The following is a 26,484-nucleotide window of genomic DNA, read 5'->3' as shown; positions in this document are numbered from 1 at the left end:
GGGTGCGGTCCTCGCCGCGTACCCGGCCGGGAGCCCCCGATAAGGTGATCCTCATGCGCGATCTCGGGGTGGGTTTCGGTTACCTGGTAAAGGGCCAGAAGTGGGTGGGCCGGCACGGACGGTGGTTCGGTTTCGGACTGCTGCCCGGACTCGTGACCCTCGTGCTCTATGCGGGCGCGCTCGTCGGTCTCGGCTACGGCGCCGACGACCTGGCCGCCTGGGCGACCCCGTTCGCCGACGACTGGACCTCTCCCTGGCTCGAGATGTTCCGCGGCACCCTGACCGCCCTGGTCGTCGCCCTCGGGCTGTTCCTCGCGGTCATCACCTTCACCGCCGTGACCCTGCTCGTCGGCCAGCCCTTCTACGAGTCGCTCTCCGAGGAGGTCGACCGCAGCGAGGGCGGCGACGTGCCCGAGTCCGGGCTTCCGCTCTGGCGCGAGCTGTGGATCTCGGCCCGTGACAGCCTGCGGATCCTGCTGCGGGTCGCGTTCTACGGCGTTCTGCTCTTCGCCTGCGGTTTCATCCCCGTGATCGGCCAGACCGCCGTCCCCGTCATCGGCTTCTGCGTCTCCGGCTTCTTCCTCGCGGAGGAGCTGACGGCCGTCGCGTTCCAGCGCCGGGGCGTCGAGCTCAAGGAGCGGCTGCGGCTGCTGCGCGGGCGCCGGATGGCGGTCCTCGGCTTCGGCGTCCCGCTGACCCTCGCCTTCCTCGTGCCCTTCGTCGCCGTCTTCCTGATGCCGGGAGCCGTCGCCGGCGCCACGCTGATGGCCCGCGAGCTCGGCGGCGAGACGGGCGGCGACGACCGGGACGAGGATTCCCCGGAGAACGATCGAGCGGGCGGCAACCTTCCTTCCTCCGGTGGCGACCAGGGGGTGCACCACCTCCCCCACTAAGGAAGAAGACCATGACGTCACACAAGCGGAAGACCGGCCGCCGGCGCGCGATCATCGGAGGCCTGAGCGCCCTCGGTGTCACCGGGGCGGCGATCGTCACCACGACCCTGCTCGCCCCGGCGGGCGCCGCGAGCGCCGTGGCCGCCTGGCCGCAGGCGAAGGGCGACAAGCCGGTCCCCGCCTCCATCGAGGTCTCCGGCACCTACGACGGCAAGCTCCAGCGCTTCTACGGCACCGGTGAGCTCGGCTCGGACGGCCAGGACGAGAGCCAGAAGCCGGTCTTCGTCCTCAAGGACGGCGCGACACTCAAGAACGTGATCATCGGCTCCCCGGCCGCCGACGGGGTCCACTGCCTCGGCAGCTGCACCCTGCAGAACGTCTGGTGGGAGAACGTCGGCGAGGACGCCGCCACCTTCAAGGGCACCTCGGCGTCCTCGGTGTACGCGGTCTACGGCGGCGGAGCGAAGAGCGCGTCCGACAAGGTCTTCCAGTTCAACGGCGCGGGCAAGCTGGTCGTGACCAAGTTCCAGGTCTCCGACTTCGGCAAGCTCGTCCGCTCCTGCGGCAACTGCAAGAAGCAGTACCCGCGCACGATCCTGGTCAACGACGTCGACATCACCACGCCCGGCAAGTCGATCGTCGGCGTCAACGCCAACTACGGCGACACCGCGACCCTGCGGAACGTCCGCATCCACGGCGACAGCAAGAAGAAGATCAAGCCGTGCACCCGCTTCACCGGCAACAACACCGGCAAGGAGCCCACGGAGATCGGCACCGGACCGGACGGCACCACCTGCCGGTACTCCGCCGGCGACCTCTCGTACGACTAGTCCGCCGAGCGCACCCGGCCCTCCCGGCTCAGCCTTCGAGGACCGGGTGCAGTTCCGGCCGGGCGTCCCACCACGTCCGGTAGAAGGCGTTGTTGTCGACGTTCGCCAGGTAGGCGTGGACCGCCGCCCGGTACAGCAGCTCCGCGTGCCGGGCGGGGACCGCCGCCCTGTTCCAGGCGAGCCGGATGCGTCCCAGGAGAGGGTCGCCCTCCAGGGGGCGCAGGACCGTGCCTTCCGCGTACGGGGCCGTCGGCTGGCTCATGGAGATCGCCCGGCCCGAGGCGATCAGGTCGTAGTGCATCTTCCGGTCGGCGACCCGGTGCCGCAGCGAGGGCGTGAACCCGGCCCTCGCGCAGGCGGCGACCAGCGCCTCGGGCCCGCCGTCGTCGTCCTCCACCAGCGTCATCCAGGACTCGCCGGCCAGCTCGGCCAGGGCGATCCGCTCCTTCCCGGCCAGTGGGTGGGCGGCCGAAAGGCGCACGCAGAACGGCTCCTTGGGGACCAGCGTCCTGGCGGTGGTGCCCTCCGGCAGGGCCACCTCGTGCTCGTTGACCTCCCCGTACAGGACGGCGTCGTACCGGCCCGCGCCGAGCTGCCGGGTCAGGGTGGTCGCCGAGTGCTCCACGGTCACCGAGATGTCCTGACCGGCCATCACCCGTTCCAACTGCCCGAGCAGCCCGTCGACGAGGACGAGCAGGATGCAGCCGAGGCGCAGCGGGGTGTCGGGGGCGACGGCCCGCGCCCCGGCGGCGAGTGCGTCCATCTCGCCGAGCACGAGCCGCGCCTTGGAGAGGACGAACTCGCCCAGCGGGGTGGGCTCCACGCCGTTCCGGCCGCGCAGGAAGAGCTCCCCGCCGGCGACCCGCTCGATGCGCCGGAGCTGCGCGGAGAGCGCCGGCTGCGAGACCCCGAGCCGCCCGGCCGCGCGTCCCAGACTGCCCGCTTCCGCTATCCGGCAGACGGCCTCGAGATGCCTCAACTCCAGCTGCATTTCAGCAGCGTACGCAGCACCGCGCGGCCGCACCATAACCCCGGTCTTATGCCGGATGAGATGTCCCGAACCAGTCATGTGCACGCCCATACTCGGCGCGACGATCCGTCTCCCCCACCACGATCCCACCCCGATCGGAGCAGACGTTGCACCCCACCAGACTCACCGCGGCCGTGGCCGCCCTGGCGCTCTCGGCGAGCCTCGCGACCGCCCTCGCCGGCACCGCCACCGCGGCCCCGCAGGCGCAGCCCGTACCCCCGGGCCACGGCAAGTCCGTCGCGCTCGCCGCCGCCGACGGCGCCGCGGCCAGTGGTCTCGACGAGCTGCGGCACGGCGCCGACGAGGACCTCGTCCGGACGTCCGTCACCCCGTGGACGAACGGCCTGTACTACGCCTCGTACGAGCGCACCTACCGCGGCCTCCCGGTCGTCGGCGGCGACGCGGTCGTCGTCTCCGACAGCTCCGGCAAGGTCCGTGAGGTCACCGGCGCCCCGGCGCCCGCGATCAGGATCTCCACCGCGGCGAAGGTGACCGCCGCCGCGGCCCTCGCCACCGCCCGCAGGCAGTTGGCCTCGGTCGAGAGCGCGAGCGTCCCCGAGCTCACCGTGCTCCTCAAGGGCGGCAAGGCCGTACTGACCTGGCACACCCGGGTCACCGGCCGTACCGCGCAGAACGCGCCGAGCGCCCTCGACACCTACGTCGACGCCCGTACCGGCTCCGTCGCCCGGGCCACCGACAAGATCCTGCACGCCGACGGCCGCGGCCACCACAACGGCAACGTCACCATCGACACCGCCGCGAGCTCCATGACCGACACCAGCCGCGGCGGCTTCAAGTGCGGCGGCCAGAACGGCAGCGCCTACACGGGCTCCTCGCCCTGGGGCAACAACGGCGCCAACGATCTGGTGACCGCCTGCGTCGACATCATGTACGCGGCGCAGAAGGAACACTCCATGCTCAAGGAGTGGTTCGGCTACAACGGCCAGAACGGGCAGGGCGGCATGGTCCCGGCCCGCGCCGGACTGAGCGAGGTCAACGCGTACTACGACGGTACGAAGACCACGTACGGCCGCAACCAGAACGGCACCAACCAGCTCACCGGCATCGACGTCGTGGCGCACGAGTACGGCCACGAGATCTTCGACCGGACCCCGGGCAGCGCCGGCTCCTCCAACGAGAACGGCGGCCTCAACGAGTCCACCGGCGACATCTTCGGCGCGCTCACCGAGCACTACGCCAACAACCCGAACGACACCCCGGACTACACCGTCGGCGAGAAGCTGAACTTCACCGGCAACAACCAGCCGATCCGCAACATGTACAACCCGTCGCTCATCGGCAACGACCCCAACTGCTACCCCCAGTTGAGCTCCGGCACCGAGGTCCACGCCGCGGCAGGACCGCAGAACCACTGGTTCTACCTGCTCGCCGAGGGCTCCAACCCGGGCGGCGGCAAGCCCAACAGCCCCATATGTTCCGGTGGTCCGTCCTCCGTGACCGGCATCGGCATCCAGAAGGCCGGCAAGGTCTTCATGGGCGCGCTGCTCATGAAGACCTCCTCCTGGAACCACCTCGCCGCCCGCAAGGCGACCCTGACCAGTGCCAAGAACACCTACGGCAGCGCCGAGTGCAACGCCGTGAAGACGGCCTGGAACGCGATCGGCGTCCCCGCCCAGTCCGGTGAGACCGACTGCGGCGGCACCACCACCCCGGACTTCTCGCTCGCCCTGAACCCGTCCTCGGGCTCGGTCCAGCCGGGTGCCTCCGTCACCTCCACGGTGAACACCAGCACCACCGGCGGCAGCGCGCAGACCGTCCAGCTCTCCGCGAGCGGCGCCCCGAGCGGCGTCACCGTCTCCTTCAGCCCCAGCTCGGTGACCTCCGGCTCCTCGTCCACGATGACCGTGCAGGTCGCGGCGGGCACGGCCGACGGCACCTACCCGATCACCGTCACCGGTACGGGCTCCGCCACCCACACCGTCACCTACCAGCTGTCGGTCGGCACGACGACCCCGCCCACCGGCTGTGACGACACCGAGTACAGCTACCAGGGCAGCCTGACCTCCGGCCAGGCCCAGGCCCAGCCGGACGGCTCCTACTACTACTCGGCGACCTCGGGCACCCACGTGGGCTGCCTGCGCGGCCCGGCCGGCACCGACTTCGACCTCTACCTGCAGAAGTGGAACGGGTCGGGCTGGGTGGACGTGGCCGTCGGCGGCACAGAGACGGCCGACGAGGACACCAGCTACTACGGCACCGCGGGCTACTACCGGTACGTGGTCCACGCGTACAGCGGCTCCGGCCCGTACACGCTGGGCCTCAGCGCCCCGTAGCCGCGGGCCCGAGCGCCCCGTGACCGGGGCGGGGCGCCGTCACGGACCGGGGGTTCCGTGACGGCGATCCCGGAGCCGGGCGGCCGAATGTCCCACGGCCGCCCGGTTCTTCTTCAGGAGCCGGCCCCTTCCGTAGGGGCCGGCTCGTTCCGTACCCCGGCCCCCTTCCGTACCCCGGCTCAGCCGACCTCGGCGAGCACGAAGCCCGGCTCCGTCCCTCCCGCGTCCGCGATCCGCCCGCCGTCCGGGCCCCAGGCCCCCGCGGCACCGGCGCCCACGCCGTCCTCGTTGGTCCCGAGGACGTTGCCGAGCACCACGTACAGGCCGAAGTCCCGGGCCCGTACCGGATACACCGTCTCGAACGAGTCGTTGTCGGCGCCGAGCACCGAACTCGCCAGGTACACCGTGCAGTTGTCTGCGACGGCCCGCTCGGCCAGCTCGGGGAAGCGGTTGTCGTAGCAGGTGGCCGTCGCGAACCGGACCCCGTCGAGCGAGAACCGCCCGTCGGAGGTCCCCGGCGCGAAGGCCTCCAGCTCGACTCCGTACAGGTGCTGCTTGTCGTAGCGGGCGAGGAGTTCGCCGTCCGGCCCGATGACCAGCGTGGTGACCGCGGGCCGGCCGTCCGCCGTCCGCACCGGCCCGTTGACGACGGCCGCCGCCGACACCGCGCGGCAGGCCTCCCGTACGGGCTCAAGACGGGGGTCGTCCTCGGCGAGGACCAGATCGGGGGTGTCCCGGATCAGGGACGGCTCGTACCCGGTGAGGCAGAGCTCGGCGAAGACGACCACACGGGCGCCCTCGGCCCCGGAGGCCCGGATCAGCCCGGCGACGGTCCGCACGTTGGCGGCGATGTCCCCGGCGACCGGGGCGAACTGGGTGGCTGCGACGATCATGCCCCCATCATCCCGCGCCACGGCCACCGCCACCCTCCCGCCCCCGAGTTCGCGGCGGCCCGAGTTCGCGGCTACGGCCGTGTCTCGCCCCCGTGCAGCAGGTGCAGGAAGTCGCGGAAGGCGGCCGGCATGTCCACCGCCGAGGGGTCCAGGAGCCACTGGTACTGCAGCCCGTCCATCACCGCCGTGAGGAGCGGCGCCGCCCGCTCCGGGCTCAGCCCGCTCGGCAGCCGGTCGCCGAACTCCAGGCGCAGCACCTGCGCCATGTTCGCCCGCACCAGCGCGTACCGCTCGGTGAAGAACTCCCGCGCCGGGTGCCCGTCCGTCACGCTCTCGCCGAGCAGTGCGGAGAAGGTCTGCACGATGCCGGGCCGCATCGCGTTGTACTCGACGAGCGATTCGAGCAGGTCGAGCCGCCAGCCCTCGCGGTCCCGGCCGCCGCTCGTGTCCCAGCGGTCGCGCTCCTCCAGGACGGCGACGAGCAGCGTCTCCTTCGTGGGGAAGTAGTGCAGCAGCCCCTGCTGGGTGAGGCCGACCCGCTCGGCGACCGAGCCGAGGGTGGCGCCCCGGTAGCCGCGCTCGGCGATCACTTCGAGGGCCGCGCGCAGGATGTCCGCCCGCCGCTCCTCGCTCCTGGCCCGCACCATCGCCGCGGCCTCCTCTCGGCTCGTCGCTTCCGACAGGACCGTACCCCCTCCATAAAATAACAAACAGATAACATCACCTACCGATCTACAGGTAAGTGGGTGCACGATGGGCCCATCGGGGTCATCAGTACGTCAACGAGGAGGTACGGCCATGGCGGAGACCAGCGCGGACACGGCACGGGAAGAGGTCGTCGAGGCGGCGCTCGCCAAGCTCGACCTGGACACCAAGACCCGGCTGCTCGGCGGCCAGGACATGTGGTCCCTGCCCGCCCTGCCCGAGATCGGCCTGCGGTCCCTGGTCATGTCCGACGGCCCCATCGGCGTCCGCGGCGTCCGCTGGACCGCCGACGACCCGTCCGTCGCCCTGCCCTCCCCGACCGCGCTCGCCGCCGCCTGGGACCCCGCCCTCGCCCGCCGCGCCGGCCGCCTCCTCGCCCAGGAGGCCCGCCGCAAGGGCGTCCACGTCCTGCTCGCGCCCACGGTCAACCTGCACCGCACCCCGCTCGGCGGACGCCACTTCGAGGCCTACAGCGAGGACCCCTTCCTCACCGGTGCCGTCGGCACCGGCTACGTCCAGGGCGTCCAGGACGGCGGCGTCGGCACCACCGTCAAGCACTTCGTCGCCAACGACGCCGAGACCGACCGCTTCACCGTCGACAACAGGATCGCCCCGCGCCCCCTCCGCGAGCTCTACCTCGCCCCCTTCGAGGCCATCGTCAAGAACGCCCACCCCTGGGGCATCATGACCGCCTACAACCAGGTCAACGGCGTGACCATGACCGAGCACCGCCACCTGGTGAACGAGGTCCTGCGCGGCGAGTGGGGCTTCGACGGCTACAACGTCTCCGACTGGATGGCCGCCCGCTCCACCACCGGCGACATCGAGGGCGGCCTCGACGTCGCCATGCCCGGCCCGCAGACCGTCTACGGCGAGGCGCTCGCCGCCGCCGTCCGCGCGGCGAGGTCGAGGAGTCCACGGTCGACACCGCCGTCCGCAACGTCCTGCGGCTCGCCGCCCGCGTCGGCGCCCTCGAAGGCGCCCCGCCGGTCGTCGCCGAACCCCCGGCCGCCCTCGACGGTGACGCGCTCGCCCGCGAGATCGCCCACCGCGGCTTCGTCCTCGTCCGCAACGAGAACGGCGCGCTCCCCATGAAGCGGGGGACCGTCGCCCTCTCCGGCGCCGCCGCCCGCGACGCCCGCGTCCTCGGCGGCGGCTCCGCCCAGGTCTTCCCCGACCACGTCGTCTCCCCGCTCGCCGGCCTCACCGCCGCCCTCGCCGCCGGTACCGAAGAGGGCGGTCCCGAAGGGCGCCGGCTCACCTTCCACATCGGCGCCGACCCCAGCGACGAACTCGCCCCCGCCGACCAGGGATTCACCCTCCGCGCCCGCTGCCGCGACGCCGAGGGCCGCCTCCTCGGCGAAGGCTCCCTGCCCAACGGGCAGGTCCAGTGGATCGGCGACGACCTCCCCGCCGGTGTCACCCACGAGGCCCTGGCCTCCATCGAGGTCATCGGCACCTTCACCCCGCGCGAGTCCGGCGAGCACTCCTTCGGCACCCGCGGCCTCGGCGCCTACACCCTCGCCGTCGGCGGCGAGACCGTCTTCGACGGCGTCCAGACGATGGGCCCCGAGAGCGACCCCTTCGAGGCCTTCTTCGGCTCCCCGGTCGAGCGCGCCAAGGTCGCGCTCACCGCCGGCGAGACCGTCGAGGTGTCCCTGCTCCACACCCTCGACAAGGAGTTCGCGGCCCCGCTGCCGGCCGTCATGTTCTCCTTCGTCCACCTCGGTCCGCGCCGTGACCCCGACGAACTGATCGCCGAGGCCGTCGAGGCCGCCCGCGCCGCCGACACCGCCGTCGTGGTCGTCGCCACCACCGAACGCGTCGAGTCCGAGGGCTTCGACCGCAAGGACCTCGCCCTCCCCGGCCGCCAGGACGAGCTCGTACGGGCCGTCGCCGCCGCCAACCCGAACACGGTCGTCGTCGTCAACGCCGGCTCCCCGGTCGAGCTGCCCTGGCGCGAGGAGGTCGCCGCGATCCTGCTCAGCTGGTTCCCCGGCCAGGAGGGCGGCGCCGCCCTCGCCGACGTCCTCACCGGCGCCGAGGAGCCCGGCGGCCGTCTCCCCACCACCTGGCCCGCCGCCCTCGCCGACGTCCCCGTCACCGAGGTCACCCCCACCGAGGGCGAACTCGACTACGCCGAGGGCGTCTTCATCGGCTACCGCGCCTGGGACAAGGCCGGCGCCGTCCCCGCGTACGCCTTCGGCCACGGCCTCGGCTACACGACCTGGTCGTACGACTCCCTGGACGTCACCCCGGCGACGGCGAAGGTCCGGATCACCAACACCGGCACCCGCACCGGCCGTGAGGTCGTCCAGGTCTACCTGGCACCCGTGAGCGACTCGGTGGAGCGCCCGGCGCGCTGGCTGGCCGGCTTCGCGAGCGTCGAGGCGGGCCCCGGCGAGACCGTCGAGACCGAGATCGCCCTGCCCCGCCGGGCCTTCGAGATCTGGGACGAGGAGCGGAACGACTGGACCCTCGTCACCGGAACGTACGAGGTCCTGGCCGCCCACTCCCTCTCGGACGCCCGCCTGACGACCACCGTCGAGATCTGATCACGAGGACCCTCACGACCGGCCCCGGGGCGGCACCTGACAACCGCCCCGGGGTCCTTCACTCCTTCGTGATCCGCCGGTACGCGAGCTCCGCGAGCCGCGCCTGCCCGTCCTTGCTCGGATGGAAGAAATCCCAGGGGCTCAACTGCCCGCCGTCGAAACGGAATCCGAAGACCGCCCCGCCGTCGTACCGGCAGCGCTCGTCCTTCGCGCACACCTCCGAAAGCACCCGGTTGTACGCCACCACCCGGTCCTGCACCTCGGCGCGTCGCCGCTCCGCCGCGGCACCCAGGTCCTCCGCGTCCGTCAGCATCGCGCCGCAGATCCCCAGCTTCCACACCTCAAGACCCATCGGACTGACCCGCCCCGTCGACCACAGGTGCATCAGGGAGGGCACGCTCGCCACGTACACCTGCGCCTTCGGAGCACCCTTCCGCAGCCGGGCGAGGGCCGCCTCGAAGAACGTCCGGAAGTCGTCGACCGGCGTCATCAGCTCCGGGGTGGGCCGACAGGCGTCGTTCGCGCCCATCATCACCGTGACCAGCTCGGGCCGTTCGGCCGCGGCCCCGGCCATCTGCTCCGGAAGCTCCGCCATCCGCGCCCCCGTCCGCGCCAGGTTCCAGCTGCGGGTGGCCACCTTCTCCGGGCCGAGGAGGCGCAGCGCGAGGCTGTTCACGGTGGTGTCCGTGCCCGTCGCCCAGGACGCCTCGGGGCAGTCCGTGAGGACCGAACAGGCGTCGAAGGCACGGGTGACGGAGTCGCCGACGGCGGCGACGGAGGCGGGGGAGACGTCCCACAACGGGGTCGGCTTCGGGGCCGGCTTCGGGGTCGGTCTCGCCGCCGGGGTCTTCGCCGCGGGCTCCCCGGCGGTGCAGCCGGACAGCGCCCCCGCGCACAGGAGTGCCGCCGTCGCGGCGGCGACAGCTGTACGAAATCTCGGTCGGCCGCGCATCCCCGGCCCCTCCTTCGGCGTCCTGGCGGGTGAAAGCTTCGTGTTCACCCGCCCTCGGACCGACCGTACGTCACACCGATGACGGCGCGGCACGGTAGCTTTTCCCCCGTCGAACCAGAGGCACCTTTGCCGACCGGCTCCGGTAAATTACATCACGTCACATACTGTCCCCTTTTTGAGGGTTTGTGATGTTTTACTCCTGATGCTGTTTACTGAGGCCGCTGGGAAAGGCGAACCTCGTCCCACACTGGAGGTCCCGGTGACGACACGTGGAGTCCTGTACGTTCACTCCGCACCGCGCGCGCTGTGCCCGCACGTCGAATGGGCGGTCGCGGGTGTCCTCGGTGCGAGGGTCCAGCTCGACTGGATCCGCCAGCCGGCGTCCCCCGGCACCTGGAGAGCCGAGTTCTCCTGGCAGGGCCGTACCGGCACCGCCTCCGAACTCGCCTCCGCGCTGCGCGGCTGGCAGATGCTCCGCTTCGAGGTGACCGCGGAGCCCTGCCCCACCGCCGAGGGCGAGCGCTACAGCGCCACCCCCGACCTGGGCATCTTCCACGCCGTCACCGGCATGCACGGGGACATCCTGATCCCCGAGGACCGGCTGCGGGCCGCCCTCGCGCGCTCCGCGCAGGGCGAGACGCAGCTGGAGGCCGAGATCGCCCGGCTCCTCGGCAAGCCGTGGGACGACGAACTGGAGCCCTTCCGCTACGCGGGCGAGGGAGCCCCCGTGCGCTGGCTGCACCAGGTCGTCTGATGACCGCCACCGGCGCGCGGTAGCGCGCCGGACCCCGCCCGGCCGGATGCGGCGAAAGCCCACCCCCGCGCGGGGGTGGGCCTTCGTCATGTCACGCGTGAGGTCACACCGTGCGGAACGCCAGCACCACGTTGTGGCCGCCGAAGCCGAAGCTGTTGTTGATCGCGGCGATCGTGCCCTGCGGGAGTTCGCGGGGCTCGTCGCGGACGATGTCCGCGTCGACCGCCGGGTCCAGCTCGTCGATGTTGATCGTCGGCGGGGCCAGGCGGTGGTGGAGCGCCAGGACCGTCGCGACGGTCTCGATGCCGCCCGCGCCGCCGAGGAGGTGGCCGGTCATCGACTTCGTCGCGGAGATCGCGACGTGGTCCAGGTCGTCGCCCAGGACCTTCCGCAGCGCCTTGATCTCGGCGACGTCACCCTGCGGCGTCGACGTGGCGTGGGCGTTGAGGTGGACGACCTCGGACGGCTTGAGGTCCGTCGCGTCGAGCAGGTTCTGCATCGCGGCGGCGATGCCCCGGCCGGTCGGCTCGGGCTGCGCGATGTGGTGGCTGTCGGCCGACAGGCCCTGGCCGAGGACCTCGCAGTAGATGCGCGCGCCGCGCGCCTTCGCGTGCTCCTCGGACTCCAGGATCACGACGCCCGCGCCCTCGCCGAGCACGAAGCCGTCGCGGCCGGTGTCGTAGGGACGCGAGGCCTTCGTCGGCTCGTCGTTGTTCTTGGACATCGCCATCATGTTGGCGAAGGCGGCGATCGGCAGCGGGTGGATCGCGGCCTCGGTACCGCCGGCGACGACCACGTCGGCACGGCCGGTACGGATCATTTCGACGGCGTAGCCGATCGCCTCGGCGCCCGACGCGCACGCGGAGACCGGGGTGTGGACGCCCGCCCGGGCGTTCACCTCGAGGCCCACGTTCGCGGACGGGCTGTTCGGCATGAGCATGGGCACGGTGTGCGGGGAGACGCGACGGACGCCCTTCTCCTTCAGCACGTCGTACTGGTCGAGCAGCGTGGTGACACCGCCGATGCCGGAGGCGATGACGGAACCGAGCCGCTCGGGCACGATCTTCTCGTCCTCGCCGGCGGGGGCGGTGTAGCCCGCGTCGGCCCAGGCCTCGCGGGCCGCGATCAGCGCGAACTGCGCCGAGCGGTCCAGCTTGCGGGCGAGCGGGCGGGGCAGGACGTCACCGGGGTCGACGGCGGCCGTCGCGGCGATCTGGACGGGCAGTTCGGCGAAGCGCTCGCCCTCCAGGGGCCTGACGCCGGAGCGCCCCGCGAGAAGACCTTCCCAGGTCGACGCGGAGTCGCCACCCAGCGGTGTGGTTGCGCCGATACCGGTGACGACCACGGTGCGATTGGTCGAGCTCACAGGAATTCGTTCTCCATGTGTGTGATGGTCGGAATACGGCGCCACCGCCGGGTGGCGGACCGAGTCAGCGAGGGCCGAATCAGGCCTGGTGCTTCAGGATGTAGTCGGCAGCGTCGCCAACCGTCTTGAGGTTCTTGACGTCCTCGTCCGGGATCTTGACGTCGAAGCGCTCTTCGGCGGCGACGACGACCTCGACCATGGAGAGCGAGTCGACGTCCAGGTCGTCGGTGAACGACTTGCCCAGCTCGACGTCCTCGACCGGGATGCCGGCGATCTCGTTGACGATCTCGGCGAGGCCTTCGACGATCTGGTCCTGGGTGGCGGCCATGGTGGCGCTCCTTCTTGTGATTACTTGGGAAAAGGCTTCCGGAAGAACCGGAGTGCCTAGGGGAGGGTAACGACCGTCGCGGCGAAGACGAGACCCGCCCCGAAGCCGATGATGAGCGCCGTGTCGCCGCTCTTCGCCTTGCCGGTCGCCAGGAGTCGTTCCATGGCGAGCGGAATCGAGGCAGCCGACGTGTTGCCGGTGGTCTCGACGTCACGGGCGACCGTGACGTGCTCCGGCAGCTTCAGCGTCTTCACCATCGAGTCGATGATCCGCATGTTGGCCTGGTGCGGGATGAAGACGTCCAGGTCGTCCGCCGAGATGCCGGCGGCGTCCAGGGCCTGCTGGGCGACCTTCGCCATCTCGAAGACGGCCCAGCGGAAGACCGCCTGACCCTCCTGCGTGATGGCGGGGAACTTGATCTCGCCCTGCTCGTTGAGCGGCAGGGTCGAGGTGTCGCCGCTGTGGAACTCGTTCCACGGCACGGTCTGCTTGATGGTCTCGGACTTGTCGCCCTCGGAACCCCACACCGTGGGGCCGATGTGCGGCTCGTCCGAGGGGCCGACGACCACGGCGCCGGCGCCGTCGCCGAACAGGAAGGCCGTCGCGCGGTCCTCCAGGTCCGTCAGGTCGCTGAGCCGCTCGACACCGATGACGAGGACGTACTCCGCGGAACCCTCGACGATCATGCCCTTGGCGAGCGTCAGGCCGTAGCCGAAGCCCGCGCAGCCGGCGGAGATGTCGAACGCGGCCGGCTTGCCGGCGCCGATCCTGTCGGCGATCTCGGTGGCGACGGCCGGGGTCTGCTTGAAGTGCGAGACCGTGGAGACGATCACGGCGCCGATCTGCTCCGGGTTGATCCCGGCGTCGGCGATGGCCTTGCCCGAGGCCTCCACCGACATGGCGGCGACGGTCTCCTCGGGAGAGGCCCAGTGACGGGTGGAGATGCCGGAGCGCGAGCGGATCCACTCGTCGGACGAGTCGATCTTCTCGAGGATCACCTCGTTCGGCACGACCCGGGTGGGGCGGTAGCCGCCGACACCGAGGATCCGTGCGTACGGGGCGCCCTTGCTGGGCTTGATCTTCGACATGCTTCTCGACACTCCTTGTCAGACGGCCGCGTGCTCAGCGATGAGCGTACGGGCCGCGTCGAGGTCGTCGGGAGTCTTGAGGGCGACCGTGGCCACGCCCGGCAGGGCGCGCTTGGCGATGCCGGTCAGGGTGCCGCCGGGGCACACCTCGATCAGCGCGGTCGCGCCGAGCGACTGGAAGGTCTCCATGCACAGGTCCCAGCGGACCGGGTTCGCGACCTGGCCGACCAGGCGGGCCACGACCTCGGCGCCGTCGGTGACGACCTGCCCGTCCTTGTTGGACACGTAGCGGGTGGTGGGGGCGGCCGGGGACAGCTCCTTCGCCGACTCCTCCAGCTTCGCCACGGCCGGGGCCATGTGGTGCGTGTGGAAGGCACCGGCGACCTTGAGCGCGACGACCCGGCGGACACCCTCGGGCTTGTCCGCCTCCAGGGCGGCCAGCTGCTCCATGGTGCCGGCGGCCACGATCTGGCCGGCGCCGTTCACGTTGGCCGCGGTCAGACCGAGCTTCTCCAGGTGCGGGACGGTCACCTCGGGGTCGCCGCCGAGCAGCGCCGACATGCCGGTCGCCGTGATCGCGGCGGCTTCGGCCATCGCGAGCCCACGGGTCCGTACGAGACGCAGCGCGGCGGTGTCGTCGAGGACACCCGCGAACACGGCGGCGGTGAACTCGCCGACGCTGTGACCGGCGACGACACCGGGCTTCACGTCACCGAGGGCAGCGGCCGACAGCAGACCGGCGGCGACGAGCAGCGGCTGTGCCACGGCGGTGTCACGGATCTCGTCCGCGTCCGCCTTCGTGCCGTAGTGGGCGAGGTCGAGCCCGATGGCGTCCGACCAGGCCGCGATGCGGTCGGCGGCGCCGGGGAGTTCGAGCCAGGGAGTCAGGAAGCCAGGCGTCTGGGCGCCTTGGCCGGGAGCGACGAGTACGAGCACCCTCACACTCTCTCTTGGGGACGGCTCCGAGCGCCCGTGGGGACAGGGACGAAGAACCGTCGGGGGAATTGTTGGTGTTCGACAAAAGTCTAGGACTGCTGATCTCCGTCGGCCAAGCGCCCCAGAATGAGTGCGATCCGCAGCGTGAACGCGGAACGGACATCGGAGGGTGACCAGCCGGTGACGTCGGTCACACGTCGAAGCCGGTAGCGCACGGTGTTGGGGTGGACGAACAACATCCGGGCCGCGCCTTCCAGGCTGCTGGCCTGCTCCAGATAGACACTGAGAGTTTCCAGGAGCGCCGAGCCCGCTTCCTCCAGCGGTCTGTAGATCTCCTCCACCAGCTGGTCGCGGGCCGAAGGGTCGGAGGCGATGGCGCGCTCCGGCAGGAGATCGTCCGCGAGGACCGGGCGGGGAGCGTCCTGCCAGGCCGAGCACGCCTTGAGGCCCGCCGCGGCGGCCTGCGCGGAGCGCGTGGCGGCCAGCAGATCGGGGACGACGGGGCCGGCGACGACCGGGCCCGCGGCATAAGGGCCGATCAGGGCCTTCGCCACGGCCAGCGGATTGTCGTTGCCGCCGGCGATGACCACCAGGCGGTTGCCGAGGACGCCGGTGAGGACCTGCAGCTTGGCGTGCCGGGCCGCGCGGCGGATCGCCTCCACGGTGAGCTCGCTGTCGCCGTCGGGGGCCGTGCCGAGGATCACGCACACATGGTCCGGGGAGTTCCAGCCGAGCGCCGCGGCACGCGAGACCGCGCCCTCGTCGGCCTCGCCGGAGAGGACCGCGTTCACCACGAGCGATTCCAGGCGCGCGTCCCAGGCGCCCCGGGCCTCGGCGGCCTGCGCGTACACCTGGGCCGTCGCGAACGCGATCTCCCGGGCGTAGACGAGGAGCGCCTCGCGGAGGATGGACTCGTCGCCGGGGGCGGCGACCTCCTCGATCGCCGTCTCCATGACCTCGATGGTGGTGCGCACCATCTCCACGGTCTGGCGCAGGGTGATCGCGCGGGTCAGCTCGCGGGGCGCGGTGCCGAAGACGTCCGTCGAGATGGCCTGCGGGGTCTCCGGGTGCCGGAACCACTCGGTGAACGCGGCGATACCGGCCTGGGCGACCAGACCGATCCACGACCGGTTCTCGGGCGGCATCGCCCGGTACCACGGCAGCGTCTCGTCCATGCGGGCGATGGCGTTGGCGGCGAGCCGCCCGGAGGACTGTTCGAGGCGCTTCAGGGTCGCGGCGTGCGAGTGAGGGACGTTCGTGGGTTCTGGCACGTGGACAAGACTGCCTTATCGGGACGGCAGTGTGCGGGGTCGGGGCGGGTTCGCCTCCGACGGGATCCGGGGGCGGCCTCAGGACGGCGTCCGGGTCGGCCTCGGGGCAGGGGCAGGGTTCGCCCTGGTGTCGCGGTCCGGGTCGCTCGGGGCGGGGTCCGGCTCGGCGTCCGGCTCGGCGTTCAGCTCGGCGTCCGGCTTCGGCTCGGGAGGCCGCACTACCGTAGAGCCCGTGACACGCATCCAGCGCTCGGTGGAGCGGTACCCCGGGGGTGACCCGGCCGCCGGGATCGAGACCCGGCACGCCCTCTCCTTCGGGCCGCACTACGACCCCGACAACCTCCGCTTCGGCGCCCTGCTCGCCTGCAACGAGGAGCGGCTCGCGCCCGGCGCGGGCTTCGACGAGCATCCGCACAGCCACACGGAGATCGTCACCTGGGTCGTCGAGGGGGAGCTCACCCACCACGACACCGCCGGCCACACCACGGTCGTCCGCCCCGGGGACCTCCAGCGGCTCAGCTCCGCCGGGGGAGTCCGGCACGTCGAGCGCAACGACGCCGACGTGCCGCTCGTCTTCGTCCAGATGTGGCTCGCACCGCTGTCGCCGGGCGGCGCGCCCTCGTACGAGGTGGTGCGCGGCCTCGACGGGTCGTACGACCTGCCGGAGGCGGACGCGCGGCTGCACGTCCGCCGGCCGGCCGCGGGCGAGCCCGTCGTCGTACCGGCCGCCGACTTCGCGTACGTCCATGTCGTACGCGGCAGCGTCGGGCTCGACGGGGAGCCGCTGTCCCCCGGCGACGCCGTCCGGATCACCGGCGCCGGGGGGCACACCCTCGTCGCCACGACCGATGCGGAGGTCCTGATCTGGGAGATGCGGGACTGGCGCAAGGCCCTCGGCTGAACAGTCCCGGGGTCTGGCTTCAGGCGAGCGCGCTCTTCGCCTTCCACTGCTCCCAGCTCAGGTTCCACGCCCCGTAGCCGTTGCCCTCGGCGACCGTGCCCTTGGTGTCCTTGCCGGTGATCTCGAACGGGTCGCCGACGTTCACCGCGCCGTAGAAGGACGCGGCGTTCTCGTCGCTCATGCCGATGCAGCCCGAGCTCTTGTTGGCGTTGCCGAAGTACGCCGCGTTCCACGGGGCCGCGTGCGCGTACATGCCCGACCAGGTCAGGCGCATCGAGTAGTCCACGTCCTTGTCGTACGCGTCCCCGAGCCCGACCGTCTCCGAGTTCATGTTGATGGTGCCCTCCTTCGCCATCAGCACGGCCGTGCCCCGCCAGGACCGCTTGTCGCCGCCCGGGGTGCCGCCGGAGACCGGGATCGTACGGACCGTGCGCCCGTCCTTGTCCAGCGTCAGCTTGTGGCGGTCCAGGTCGACCTTGACGATCTGCGCGGCGCCGATCGTGAAGCCGGTGCGGTAGTCCCGCACGAACCAGCCGCCGCCCGAGTCCGTGCCGTTCAGGTCCGCCTCCAGGGTGACCTTCGTGCCGGGCTTCCAGTACGTACGGGGGCGCCAGTCCGCCCGGTCCCGGCCCGAGTAGTCCTTGACCCAGCCCCAGGAACCCTCGGTCGCGTTCGAGGTGGTCACCTTGAGCTGCTTCTCCACGTCCGCCTTCTTCGTCACCGGGAGGTCGAAGACGATCGAGACGGGGTGGGCGACGCCGACGGTGGTGTTCTTGCCGGGGGCGAGGGTGAGCTTGTTGACCTTGTCCGCCTCGGCCGTCTCGAAGGAGGACCGGGTGGTCGTCTCCTTGCCGTCGGCCGTACGCGAGACGACCTCCACCGTGTACGCCGTCCCCGGCGCCGCCTTGCGGTCGGAGACCCAGCGGGTGCCGCCCGCGCCCGCGCGCCCCGCGAGCGAACCGCCGTCCGCGTCCACGATCTTCACCTCGGAGATCGTGCCGCCCGTCGCGGTCACCGTCACCGGGACGCCGGCCGCCGGCTTCACGACCGTCACCTTCGCCGGCTGAGTCTTCGACGCGTCCGCCGCGGGGGCGTCGGTCCCGCCGGGGCCGCTCGCCGCCTGCGCCGTACAGGCCGTGAGGGAGACGGTCAGCGCTACTGCCGCGAGAACGGGACGGGGTGTGCGTATTCGCAGCACGGAAGACCTCCGCAGAGTGAGGGAGTGGTGGGTGGGATGTTTCGGACTGTAAGTCGCTCCCGGCACCTGACGGAGGCCTGCGGCCCGTATGACAAGGGCTGCGGCAAAACGGTCATCGTCCGGTCACATTCGCCGCGCGACTCCGTCGAATTCGGCTGTGAGCCTGCTGTGCGCCCCACCACCGAGGGGCGGAACAAGGAGGCTCCCGTTGTGTCAGCCCTGCTCGTGACGGCCGCACCCACCGAACGCCGCGCCCTGCGGCTCGGCCAAGTGACCCCCGAGGTCTACCGTGCCTTCCTCGCGTCCCGCTCCGGTGCGGACGGGCCCAGCTTCCTCCAAGTCCCGGCCTGGGCCCAGGTGAAGGACGGCTGGCAGCACCAACTGGTGGGCTGGGGCCCGGACTCCGGCGCGCTGACCGGGGTCGCCCTCGTCCTCATGCGGCCCTTCCCCGGCACCCGCAAGTACTTCGCCTACCTGCCCGAAGGACCCGTCGCCGACTGGGCCGACCCCGACATGGACGGCTGGCTCGCCCCGCTGCTCGGCCATCTGCGCTCCTGCGGCGCCTTCGCCGTACGCATGGGCCCCGGGCCCGCCTACCGGCGATGGAACGCCGCCACCGTCAAGGCCGCCACCGGGCCCGGCCGCCGGCTCGCCGACGTCCTCGCCGACGAGGTCGACCCGCTCGGCACGGTCGTCGCCGAACGCCTCCGGGCCCGCGGCTGGCGCAAGTGCGGCGGCGACTCCGAGGACGGCGCCGACGCCCAGCCCCGGCACGTCTTCCAGGTGCCGCTCACCGGGCGCACCCCCGACGACCTGTGGACCGGCCTCAACCAGGAGTGGCGGCGCAACGTCCGCAAGGCCCGCAAGTCCGGGGTCGAGATCACCGTCGGCTCCGCCGCCGACCTCCCCGAGTTCTACCGGCTGCTCCGCATCACCGAGGAACGTGACGGGTTCCGGCTCGGCCGCTCCCTCGCGTACTACGAGCGCCAGTACGCCGTCCTCAACGCCGAGCACCCCGGCCGCATGAAGCTCTACCTCGCCCGCCACGAGGGCGAGATCCTCGCCGCCCACACCATGGTCACCGTGGGCGGACGCGTCTGGTACCAGACCGGCGCCTCCGCCGACCACCGCCGCGAGGTCAGGCCCTCCAACGCCCTCCAGTGGCGCATGATGCTCGACGCCCAAGCCCTCGGCGCAGCCGTCTACGACCTGCGCGGGGTACCCTCCACCCTCGATCCGGGCGACCGCGCCCACGGGCTGCTCCGCTGGAAGCTCGGTACGGGCGGACAGGTCGTCGAGACGCTGGGGGAGTGGGAGACACCGATGCAGGGCACGACCAACCAGGCGCTGTACCGCGCGTTCCAGGCGTATCTGGCCCGCCGATGACGGCCACGCTCACCGCCGAGCGTCCCGGCAGGCGCCGGGCCAGGTCCACGCCGTCCGCGCTGCGCAGCGGTGCGCTCATGGCCGCCGGGTCGCTCGTCTCCCGTGCCACCGGCTTCGTCCGCGCCTCCGTCGCCGCCGCCGCGCTCGGCGCCGCCTCCGTCGCCGACGGCTACGCGGTCGGCAACACCGTCCCCACCATCATCTACACGCTCCTCCTCGGCGGCGCCCTCAACGCCGTCTTCGTCCCCGAGCTGGTCAAGGCCGCCAAGGAACACGAGGACGGCGGAGTCGCCTACACCGACCGGCTGCTCACCCTGTGCGCGCTCGCCCTCGTCGCCCTCACGGCCGTCGCCGTGTTCGCCGCGCCGCTGATCGTCGACACGTACACCGACTACGTGGGCGAGCAGCGGGAGATGACCCTCGCCTTCGCGCGCGCGTGCCTGCCGCAGATCTTCTTCCTCGGGCTCTTCACCCTGCTCGGACAGGTCCTCAACGCCCGGGGCCGCTTCGGCGCCATGATGTGGACCCCCGTCCTCAACAACGTGGTCGTCGTCTCCGTCTTCGCCCTCTTCCTCGTGGTCAGCGACGGCGGCGCCCTCACCCCCGGCGAGACCGCGCTGCTCGGCTGGGGCACCACCGCCGGCATCGTGCTCCAGGCCCTCGCCCTCGTGCCCTCGCTGCGCGCCGCCCGCTTCCGCTGGCGGCCCCGCTTCGACTGGCGCGGCAGCGGCCTCGCCCAGCCGCTGCGCTCGGCCGGCTGGCTGGTGCTGCTCGTCCTCACCAACCAGGGCGCGTACTGGGTGACCACCCTGCTCGCCACCTCGGCGGGCGACACGGTCAGCGGCGGCGGCCTCGCCGCCTACAACAACGCCTATCTGCTGTGGTCCGTCCCGCACGGCATCATCACGGTCTCCCTCGTCACCGCGCTGCTGCCCCGGATGAGCGGCGCTGCCGCCGACGGCGACCTCGTGGGGGTCCGGCGGGACGTCTCGTACGCCCTGCGGACCAGCTCGGCCGCCGTCGTCCCGGCGGCCTGCGCCCTCCTCGCGCTCGCCGTACCGCTGATGACGGTCGTCTTCCGGTACGGGGCGACCAGCGGCGACGACATCCGCGCGATGTCCTGGATCCTGATGGCCTTCGCGCCCGGACTCGTCGCCCTCTCCGGGCAGTACGTGTGCAACCGCGCCTTCTACGCGCTGCGGGACACCCGTACCCCGTTCCTGCTCAACCTGGTGATCGCCGGGCTCAACGCGGGGCTGTCGTTCGCCGCGTTCCACTACCTGCCCACCCGCTGGGCCGTCGCCGGCATGGCCGCCGGATATTCGCTCGCCCTGTGGGTGGGCTGGGGAGTCACGGCGTACGTGCTCGGGAAGCGGCTGAAGGGGAGCGGCACGAAGAGGGACGGCGACGGCTCGGCCTTCGACGGCTCGCTCTCGGGCGGTTCGGCCTCCGACGCCTCGGCCTCCGGCGGTTCGCTCTCCGGGCTCGTGCGGCTGATGTTCGCCGCCGTGCCCGCCGCCGGTTACGGGCTCCTCGTCACCGACCTCACCGGTCCCGCCGGAGCCGTACCCTCCGGGATCGTCGGCGCGCTGACCGTCCTCGCCGTCTTCGCCGTCCTCGCCCGGCCCCTCCGGCTCACCGAGGTCCAGGCCCTCCTCGTGACCGGGAGCGGCCGACTGCGTGGCCTCGCCCGCCGGGCCTGAGCCACCCCTCCGGCAGGAGGAGCCCTTCTACCTTGGGATACTTCACAGATGCCCCGCGTGCTCCTGATAGAAGACGACCCCTCCGTCCGCGAAGGCGTCGAGCTCGGGCTCCGGCGCCGCGGGCACGAGGTGCGCACCGCTGCCACGGGGGAGGCCGGTCTCGACGCGCTCGCGGAGTTCCGGCCGGATCTGCTGCTGCTCGACCTCATGCTGCCCGGCATCAACGGCGTGCAGGTCTGCCGCCGGGTCCGCGAGAGCAGCCAGCTGCCGATCATCATGCTGACCGCCCGCGGTGACGACTTCGACGTCGTCATCGGCCTGGAGGCCGGCGCCGACGACTACATCGTCAAGCCCGCCCGTACCGAGGTCATCGAGGCCCGGATACGGGCCGTGCTGCGGCGCATCGAGGAGCCGCCCGGCGGCCGGTCCGCCGTCGAGTTCCACGGGGAGCTGGCCATCGACCGGGCCGGTCTCACCGTCGCCAAGGCGGGCGAGCGGATCGCCCTCGCCCCCTCCGAGCTGAAGCTGCTGCTCCATCTCACGGCCGCGCCCGAGCAGGTCTTCAGCCGTCAGCAGCTCCTCGAACACGTCTGGGAGCACAGCTACCACGGGGACGCCCGACTGGTCGACGCCTGTGTCCGCCGGCTGCGGAACAAGATCGAGGACACCCCGGGCGAACCCCGCTACATCCAGACCCTGCGCGGCTTCGGCTACCGCTTCGGCCCGCTGGGACCGCAGTGAAGGCCTGTGTCACCCCGGACGCGGACGCCGGGCACGAGGGCCACGAAGGGCACACGACGACGGGGCACGGGCGCGCGTCCCGGCGCAGGGGGCGGAGCCCGCGGCTGCGGCCGCACCCCTTCGGGCTCCGCACGCGCCTCGTGCTCGCCTTCCTGCTCGTCGCCGCCGTCGGCTGCGGCACCACCGCCGCCCTCACCTACCGGGCCGCCCGCAACGCCATCCTGGAGCAGACCCAGGACACCGCCGTCTCCGCCTTCCGCGAGCAGGTCGACGCCCTCGGCACCACTCTGCCCGTCGAACCGGAGACGCTGCGGGACTCGCTCATGCTCGTCGCCCGCCAGGGCAAGCCCCGCGCCTGGCGCGTCTACGCCGAGTACGGCACCCTCCGCGTCTCCTCCACCGACCGGCCCACCTCCTCCGTCATCACCCCGGAGCTGCGGGCCCGCGCCGTCGACGACGAGGGTGTCCCGCACGGCAGTTTCCAGCGGGTGGTCAAGAACGGCACCCCGTACCTCACGATCGCCGTTCCCGCCGTCTTCCTGGCCCGTTCCGCCGACGGACCGCCGCAGCGCACCGGCCTCGTGTTCTATGCCGTCATGGAACTCTCCGAGGAGGAGGCGAACGTGGAGGCGATGGTCACGGCCGCCCGCGACGGCGCGCTGCCCGCGCTCGCCGTCGCCCTGATCCCCGCGCTGATCGCCTCGCGCGGGGTGCTCCGGCCCGTACGGGAACTGCGCCACGCGGCCCACAGCATGGGGCGCGGCCGGCTCGACACCCGTATCCACGCCAAGGGCAGCGACGAACTCGCCGATCTCGCCCGGACGTTCAACGAATCCGCCGCAGAGCTGGAACGTTCCGTCGCGGAACTCCGCAACGCCGAGACCCGCGCCCGCCGCTTCGCCTCCGACGTCTCGCACGAACTCCGCACCCCGCTCGCCGGGATGCTCGCCGTCACCGAGGTCCTCGACGAGGACGCCGACAGCCTCGACAGCGACACCGCCCGCGCCGTCCGCCTGATCAGCGCCGAGACCGGCAAGCTGGCCGTGCTCGTCGAGGACCTCATGGAGATCTCCCGCTTCGACGCGCGCGCCGCCGAGCTCCACACGGACGAGGTCGACGCCGCCGACTGCGTCCGCAAGACCCTCCAGCACCGGCACTGGACCGATCCGGCGCAGGTCGTCCCGCACCTCACCGAGGGGATCAGGGCCCGGCTCGACCCGCGCCGCTTCGACGTCGTCGTCGCCAACCTCGTCGGGAACGCGCTGCGGCACGGCGGGGCGCCGGTGACGGTCCGGCTGTACGCGGAGGGGGACCAGCTGGTGACGGAGGTCGCCGACCGGGGGCCGGGCATCCACCCGGACGTCCTGCCGCACGTCTTCGACCGCTTCTACAAGGCGGACCGGGCCCGTACCCGCTCGGCGGGCAGCGGTCTCGGCCTCGCGATCACCCTGGAGAACGTACGCCTGCACGGAGGCACGGTCACGGCCGCCAACGACCCTGCGGGCGGGGCGGTCTTCACCGTACGGATGCCGCTGTGAACCGCCGGAAGGCCGGTGCCGCGAACCGCCGGAAAGCCGTTGTCGCGAGCGGCCGGAAAGCCGTCGCCGTGAACCGCCCCCGGGCCGTCGCCGCGGCCCTGTCCGCCCTGCTGGCGCTGGCAGGCTGCGGCATACAGAAGACCGACGTCGTCGAGGCGGGCGGGGCCGCCACCCTGCACGTCGGGCCGATACCCGAGGACCGGATCGTGCTGTACTTCGTCGGCCCCGACGGCCGGTCGATGCCGGTGACCCGCGATGTCTACGCCCCCGACCCGGTGACCGCCTCCTCGTCGCCCGGCTCGGGAGACGCCCGCGCCCCCTACGACGGATTCGGTCCGGGCTACGAGATATCCCCCGACGATCTGCGCCGCGGCGGGATCGTCACCGACAAGATCCTCGCCATGCTCCTCGCCGGCCCCAGGGAGAACGAGACCGCGGCAGGCATCACCACCGCCCTGCCCGGGACGGAGGCGGGGAGTCCGACGATGCTGCAGGCCTCGACGGGGAGTGCCTCGACGGGGACCCCGGCGCGCCGGCTGATCTGGATCCGGACCCCCTTCCCCGTCAAGAAGCTGTCCGGGGCGGCCGTCCGCCAGCTGGTGTGCACGACCGCCTACGCGGAACACCCGGCCGGCCTGGTCGAGGTGTCGCTCAGCGGCCCGGACGGGATCCTGCCCACCCAGCGCTGCGAAGCGTAGCCGCCGGATCCTCCGCTCTTCAGGCGCTGCGCAGGTCGGCGAGGACCGCGTCGGTGAACGGCGGCCAGGCCTCGACCGCCCACGCCCCGAAGGGCCGGTCGGTCAGCGCCACGCACGCGGCGCGCGCGTCCGGGTCGATCCACAGGAACGTGCCGGACTGCCCGAAGTGCCCGAAGGTGCGCGGCGAGGACGTGGCGCCGGTCCAGTGCGGGGACTTGCCGTCGCGGATCTCGAAGCCGAGGCCCCAGTCGTTCGGCCGCTGGTGCCCGTATCCGGGCAGGATGCCGGTGAGACCGGGGTACACGACGCTCATCGCGTCCAGGACGGTGCGCGGGTCGAGCAGCCGCGGCGCCTGCACCTCGGCCGCGAACCGCACCAGGTCGTCCACGGTCGACACGGCGTCCTTGGCGGGCGAGCCCTCCAGCGCCGTCGACGTCATGCCCAGCGGCTCCAGGACCGCCTGGTGCAGGTACTCGGCGAAGGGGATGTCGGTCGCCTTGGCGAGATGGTCGCCGAGCGCCTCGAAACCGGTGTTGGAGTAGATCCTGCGGGTGCCCGGCGCGGCCATGACCCGGTTCTCGTCGAAGGCGAGGCCCGAGGTGTGGGCGAGGAGATGGCGGACGGTCGCGCCCTCGGGCCCGGCCGGCTCGTCGAGGTCGATCGCCCCCTCCTCGTACGCGACGAGGACGGCGTACGCCGCGAGCGGCTTGGTGACCGAGGCGAGCGGGAAGCGCTGCCCGGTGGGGCCGTGGGACCCGGCCAGGGTGCCGTCCGCGCGGACCACGGCGGCCGCCGCGGTGGGGACGGGCCAGTTCTCGATCGACGCCAGGCTCGGCACGCTGCTCTGCATGAAGCCGAGCCTACTTGCTTGGAGTGCACTCCAACGTTTTAGCGTGGGGGCATGAGCGTGATGGCGAGCACGAGTACGAGCACCGGCACGAGCGGTACCCGGATCCCCCGGACGCACTACACCATCAGCGAGGTCGCGGCCCTGACCGGCCTTTCGGCGCACACCCTGCGCTGGTACGAGCGGATCGGCCTCATGTCGCACGTCGACCGTTCGCACACGGGCCAGCGCCGTTTCACCGAGCAGGACCTCGGCTGGCTGGCGTTCGTCGGCAAGCTCCGGCTGACCGGGATGCCGGTCGCCGACATGGTCCGGTACGCCGAACTCGTCCGCGAGGGAGACCACACCCGCGACGAACGACGGGAGCTCCTGGAGACCACCAGGCGCGACGTCCTCTCCCGGATCACCGAACTCCAGGACACGCTCGCCGTGCTCGACATCAAGATCAGCCATTACGGGACCGCAAGCGGAGGAGCGTCTTCATGACCAGGATCGACACCGTACGACTCGGCGGCCAGGACGGACCCGAGATCGGCGTCCAGGGCTTCGGCGCCATGGGCATCAGCGAGTTCTACGGAGACACCGACGAGGCCGCCGCCCGCGACACCCTCGACGCGGCCCTGGAGGCCGGCATCACCCTGATCGACACCGCCGACGTCTACGGCAGCGGCGCCAACGAGCGGTTCCTCGCGCCGTTCCTCGCCGCCCACCGCGACGAGGTCACCCTCGCCACCAAGTTCGCCATAGAGCGGCGCGCCGACGACCCCACGTACCGGGCCGTCCGCAACGACCCGGCCTACATCAAGAAGGCCGCCGAGGACAGCCTGCGCCGGCTCGGCATCGAGACCATCGACCTCTACTACATGCACCGCCGCGACCCGGAGATCCCGTTCGCCGAGTCCGTCGGCGCGATGGCCGAACTCGTCCAGGAGGGCAAGGTCCGCCACCTGGGCCTCAGCGAGGTCACCGGGCCCGAACTCCGCGAGGCCCACGCCGTCCACCCGATCGCCGCCCTCCAGTCGGAGTGGTCGCTCTTCTCCCGGGACGTGGAGCGCAGCGCCGTCGGCGCCGCCGCCGAACTCGGCGTCACCTTCGTGCCGTACTCGCCGCTCGGCCGCGGCTTCCTGACCGGCGCGTTCGCGGACGCCGCCAAGGACCTGACGGGCGGCGACTTCCGCCGGCACCAGCCCCGGTTCACCGGCGAGAACGCGGAGCGGAACGCCGCCCTGCTCGACCCGGTCCGGAAGATCGCCGCCGCGCACGGCGCGACCCCGGCGCAGATCGCCCTCGCCTGGGTGCAGCAGCGGGCCTCCGTGCACGGCCTGACGGTCGTCCCGATCCCCGGCACCCGCAAGCGCTCCCGCCTGGAGGAGAACGCGGCCGCCACCCGCATCGGCCTCACCGAGGCCGAACTCGCCGAACTCGAGCCGATCGCGGGCCTGGTGGCGGGCGACCGCTACCCGGACATGCGCTTCACAGCGGTGTCGCGGGAGGTCTGAGGGCCTCGGGGGCCTGTCCGGCGGATCAGGATCGGGGCCGCGCCTGATCCGCCGGACAGGCCCTGGCGCGCAGGCGCG

At 72.1% G+C, this 26,484-nt stretch carries 23 protein-coding genes and 1 pseudogene; 13 read left to right on the top strand and 11 right to left on the bottom strand.

The window, feature by feature from the left end:
* The first annotated feature begins 53 nt into the window (after positions 1-53).
* Both OG462_RS15365 and OG462_RS15360 read left to right on the top strand, forming a co-directional pair.
* Positions 54-893: an EI24 domain-containing protein gene (locus OG462_RS15365; protein ID WP_406057997.1), complete on the top strand. Its 840-nt coding sequence runs from the start codon at positions 54-56 to the stop codon at positions 891-893.
* 11 nt (positions 894-904) lie between these two features.
* On the top strand, positions 905-1,723 hold the full coding sequence (locus tag OG462_RS15360) for a pectate lyase (protein ID WP_406057996.1): 819 nt from the start codon (positions 905-907) through the stop codon (positions 1,721-1,723).
* Positions 1,724-1,751: 28 nt separating this feature from the next.
* Here OG462_RS15360 and OG462_RS15355 read toward each other — a convergent pair whose 3' ends face one another.
* Positions 1,752-2,714 carry a LysR family transcriptional regulator gene (locus OG462_RS15355; protein WP_406057995.1) on the bottom strand — a complete coding sequence of 321 codons (963 nt, stop codon included), beginning with the start codon at positions 2,712-2,714 and terminating at the stop codon, positions 1,752-1,754.
* 146 nt (positions 2,715-2,860) lie between these two features.
* On the opposite strand from OG462_RS15355, the gene OG462_RS15350 reads away from it, so the two are divergent.
* Positions 2,861-5,047, top strand: a complete 2,187-nt coding sequence (locus OG462_RS15350) for a M4 family metallopeptidase (RefSeq protein WP_406057994.1) — start codon at positions 2,861-2,863, stop codon at positions 5,045-5,047.
* A 179-nt stretch (positions 5,048-5,226) separates the two neighbouring features.
* Here the strand turns inward: OG462_RS15350 and OG462_RS15345 are convergent, their stop codons facing one another.
* Together OG462_RS15345 and OG462_RS15340 are read right to left on the bottom strand one after the other, a co-directional pair.
* Positions 5,227-5,940, bottom strand: coding sequence for a carbon-nitrogen hydrolase family protein (locus tag OG462_RS15345; RefSeq protein WP_406057993.1), 714 nt, complete (start codon positions 5,938-5,940; stop codon positions 5,227-5,229).
* A gap of 71 nt (positions 5,941-6,011) precedes the next feature.
* Positions 6,012-6,587: a TetR/AcrR family transcriptional regulator gene (locus OG462_RS15340; RefSeq protein WP_406057992.1), complete on the bottom strand. Its 576-nt coding sequence runs from the start codon at positions 6,585-6,587 to the stop codon at positions 6,012-6,014.
* Between the two features lie 151 nt (positions 6,588-6,738).
* Here OG462_RS15340 and OG462_RS15335 point away from each other — a divergent pair.
* Positions 6,739-9,200 (top strand): annotated as a pseudogene (locus OG462_RS15335) (glycoside hydrolase family 3 protein).
* Between the two features lie 58 nt (positions 9,201-9,258).
* On the opposite strand, the gene OG462_RS15330 reads toward OG462_RS15335, so the two are convergent.
* A complete protein-coding gene (locus OG462_RS15330) occupies positions 9,259-10,152 on the bottom strand; it encodes an SGNH/GDSL hydrolase family protein (RefSeq protein ID WP_406057991.1) in 894 nt (297 codons plus the stop codon).
* Positions 10,153-10,411: 259 nt separating this feature from the next.
* On the opposite strand from OG462_RS15330, the gene OG462_RS15325 reads away from it, so the two are divergent.
* On the top strand, positions 10,412-10,906 hold the full coding sequence (locus OG462_RS15325; protein ID WP_073807023.1) for a DUF3145 domain-containing protein: 495 nt from the start codon (positions 10,412-10,414) through the stop codon (positions 10,904-10,906).
* A 103-nt stretch (positions 10,907-11,009) separates the two neighbouring features.
* Here OG462_RS15325 and fabF read toward each other — a convergent pair whose 3' ends face one another.
* From fabF to OG462_RS15300, 5 genes are all read right to left on the bottom strand, one after another.
* Positions 11,010-12,272, bottom strand: a complete 1,263-nt coding sequence (gene fabF, locus OG462_RS15320) for a beta-ketoacyl-ACP synthase II (RefSeq protein ID WP_406057990.1) — start codon at positions 12,270-12,272, stop codon at positions 11,010-11,012.
* Positions 12,273-12,351: 79 nt separating this feature from the next.
* Positions 12,352-12,600 carry an acyl carrier protein gene (locus OG462_RS15315; protein WP_030220891.1) on the bottom strand — a complete coding sequence of 83 codons (249 nt, stop codon included), beginning with the start codon at positions 12,598-12,600 and terminating at the stop codon, positions 12,352-12,354.
* A 56-nt stretch (positions 12,601-12,656) separates the two neighbouring features.
* A complete protein-coding gene (locus tag OG462_RS15310) occupies positions 12,657-13,688 on the bottom strand; it encodes a ketoacyl-ACP synthase III (protein ID WP_406057989.1) in 1,032 nt (343 codons plus the stop codon).
* Between the two features lie 18 nt (positions 13,689-13,706).
* Positions 13,707-14,624 carry an ACP S-malonyltransferase gene (locus OG462_RS15305; protein WP_406057988.1) on the bottom strand — a complete coding sequence of 306 codons (918 nt, stop codon included), beginning with the start codon at positions 14,622-14,624 and terminating at the stop codon, positions 13,707-13,709.
* A gap of 89 nt (positions 14,625-14,713) precedes the next feature.
* Entirely contained in the window at positions 14,714-15,895 is a 1,182-nt protein-coding gene (locus tag OG462_RS15300) for a PucR family transcriptional regulator (protein WP_406057987.1), read from the bottom strand.
* 232 nt (positions 15,896-16,127) lie between these two features.
* On the opposite strand from OG462_RS15300, the gene OG462_RS15295 reads away from it, so the two are divergent.
* A complete protein-coding gene (locus OG462_RS15295) occupies positions 16,128-16,796 on the top strand; it encodes a pirin family protein (RefSeq protein WP_406057986.1) in 669 nt (222 codons plus the stop codon).
* A 19-nt stretch (positions 16,797-16,815) separates the two neighbouring features.
* On the opposite strand, the gene OG462_RS15290 is transcribed toward OG462_RS15295, so the two are convergent.
* Entirely contained in the window at positions 16,816-17,994 is a 1,179-nt protein-coding gene (locus OG462_RS15290) for an Ig-like domain-containing protein (protein WP_406057985.1), read from the bottom strand.
* Positions 17,995-18,204: 210 nt separating this feature from the next.
* Here OG462_RS15290 and OG462_RS15285 point away from each other — a divergent pair, with 210 nt between their 5' ends.
* The 5 genes from OG462_RS15285 (at position 18,205) to OG462_RS15265 (ending at position 24,060) form a co-directional block, all read left to right on the top strand.
* The gene (locus OG462_RS15285; RefSeq protein ID WP_406057984.1) at positions 18,205-19,380 is read left to right on the top strand and encodes a lipid II:glycine glycyltransferase FemX; all 1,176 of its coding nucleotides are present in this window, start codon (positions 18,205-18,207) and stop codon (positions 19,378-19,380) included.
* Complete coding sequence (murJ, locus tag OG462_RS15280; protein WP_406057983.1) at positions 19,377-21,083, top strand: murein biosynthesis integral membrane protein MurJ; 1,707 nt, start codon at positions 19,377-19,379, stop codon at positions 21,081-21,083. Before OG462_RS15285 ends, murJ begins: the two co-directional genes overlap by 4 nt.
* Before the next feature lie 48 nt (positions 21,084-21,131).
* Positions 21,132-21,824 (top strand): response regulator, encoded by a 693-nt coding sequence (locus OG462_RS15275; protein ID WP_406057982.1) that lies wholly within the window; start codon positions 21,132-21,134, stop codon positions 21,822-21,824.
* Entirely contained in the window at positions 21,821-23,362 is a 1,542-nt protein-coding gene (locus OG462_RS15270; RefSeq protein WP_406057981.1) for an ATP-binding protein, read from the top strand. Before OG462_RS15275 ends, OG462_RS15270 begins: the two co-directional genes overlap by 4 nt.
* Positions 23,363-23,430: 68 nt before the next feature.
* Complete coding sequence (locus OG462_RS15265; protein ID WP_406057980.1) at positions 23,431-24,060, top strand: hypothetical protein; 630 nt, start codon at positions 23,431-23,433, stop codon at positions 24,058-24,060.
* Positions 24,061-24,079: 19 nt separating this feature from the next.
* Here the strand turns inward: OG462_RS15265 and OG462_RS15260 are convergent, their stop codons facing one another.
* Entirely contained in the window at positions 24,080-24,910 is an 831-nt protein-coding gene (locus tag OG462_RS15260) for a serine hydrolase domain-containing protein (protein WP_406057979.1), read from the bottom strand.
* Between the two features lie 51 nt (positions 24,911-24,961).
* Here OG462_RS15260 and OG462_RS15255 point away from each other — a divergent pair, with 51 nt between their 5' ends.
* Together OG462_RS15255 and OG462_RS15250 are read left to right on the top strand one after the other, a co-directional pair.
* Positions 24,962-25,393: a MerR family transcriptional regulator gene (locus tag OG462_RS15255; protein WP_406057978.1), complete on the top strand. Its 432-nt coding sequence runs from the start codon at positions 24,962-24,964 to the stop codon at positions 25,391-25,393.
* The gene (locus OG462_RS15250; protein WP_406057977.1) at positions 25,390-26,406 is read left to right on the top strand and encodes an aldo/keto reductase; all 1,017 of its coding nucleotides are present in this window, start codon (positions 25,390-25,392) and stop codon (positions 26,404-26,406) included. Before OG462_RS15255 ends, OG462_RS15250 begins: the two co-directional genes overlap by 4 nt.
* The last annotated feature ends 78 nt before the right edge of the window (positions 26,407-26,484 follow it).

This window comes from Streptomyces sp. NBC_01077, from assembly GCF_045162855.1.
Taxonomy (GTDB): Bacteria; Actinomycetota; Actinomycetes; order Streptomycetales; family Streptomycetaceae; genus Streptomyces.
Note: the sequence above shows the minus strand (reverse complement) of the source record. Positions and strands in the feature narration are given on the sequence as shown.

Bases quoted from the DNA above. Each gene is read 5' to 3' on its own strand.
- OG462_RS15365 (WP_406057997.1), top strand. From the start codon at position 54: ATGCGCGATCTCGGGGTGGGTTTCGGTTACCTGGTAAAGGGCCAGAAG.
- OG462_RS15360 (WP_406057996.1), top strand. From the start codon at position 905: ATGACGTCACACAAGCGGAAGACCGGCCGCCGGCGCGCGATCATCGGA.
- OG462_RS15355 (WP_406057995.1), bottom strand. From the start codon at position 2,714: ATGCAGCTGGAGTTGAGGCATCTCGAGGCCGTCTGCCGGATAGCGGAA.
- OG462_RS15345 (WP_406057993.1), bottom strand. From the start codon at position 5,940: ATGATCGTCGCAGCCACCCAGTTCGCCCCGGTCGCCGGGGACATCGCC.
- OG462_RS15340 (WP_406057992.1), bottom strand. From the start codon at position 6,587: ATGGTGCGGGCCAGGAGCGAGGAGCGGCGGGCGGACATCCTGCGCGCG.
- OG462_RS15330 (WP_406057991.1), bottom strand. From the start codon at position 10,152: ATGCGCGGCCGACCGAGATTTCGTACAGCTGTCGCCGCCGCGACGGCG.
- OG462_RS15315 (WP_030220891.1), bottom strand. From the start codon at position 12,600: ATGGCCGCCACCCAGGACCAGATCGTCGAAGGCCTCGCCGAGATCGTC.
- OG462_RS15310 (WP_406057989.1), bottom strand. From the start codon at position 13,688: ATGTCGAAGATCAAGCCCAGCAAGGGCGCCCCGTACGCACGGATCCTC.
- murJ (WP_406057983.1), top strand. From the start codon at position 19,377: ATGACGGCCACGCTCACCGCCGAGCGTCCCGGCAGGCGCCGGGCCAGG.
- OG462_RS15275 (WP_406057982.1), top strand. From the start codon at position 21,132: ATGCCCCGCGTGCTCCTGATAGAAGACGACCCCTCCGTCCGCGAAGGC.
- OG462_RS15260 (WP_406057979.1), bottom strand. From the start codon at position 24,910: ATGCAGAGCAGCGTGCCGAGCCTGGCGTCGATCGAGAACTGGCCCGTC.
- OG462_RS15255 (WP_406057978.1), top strand. From the start codon at position 24,962: ATGAGCGTGATGGCGAGCACGAGTACGAGCACCGGCACGAGCGGTACC.
- OG462_RS15250 (WP_406057977.1), top strand. From the start codon at position 25,390: ATGACCAGGATCGACACCGTACGACTCGGCGGCCAGGACGGACCCGAG.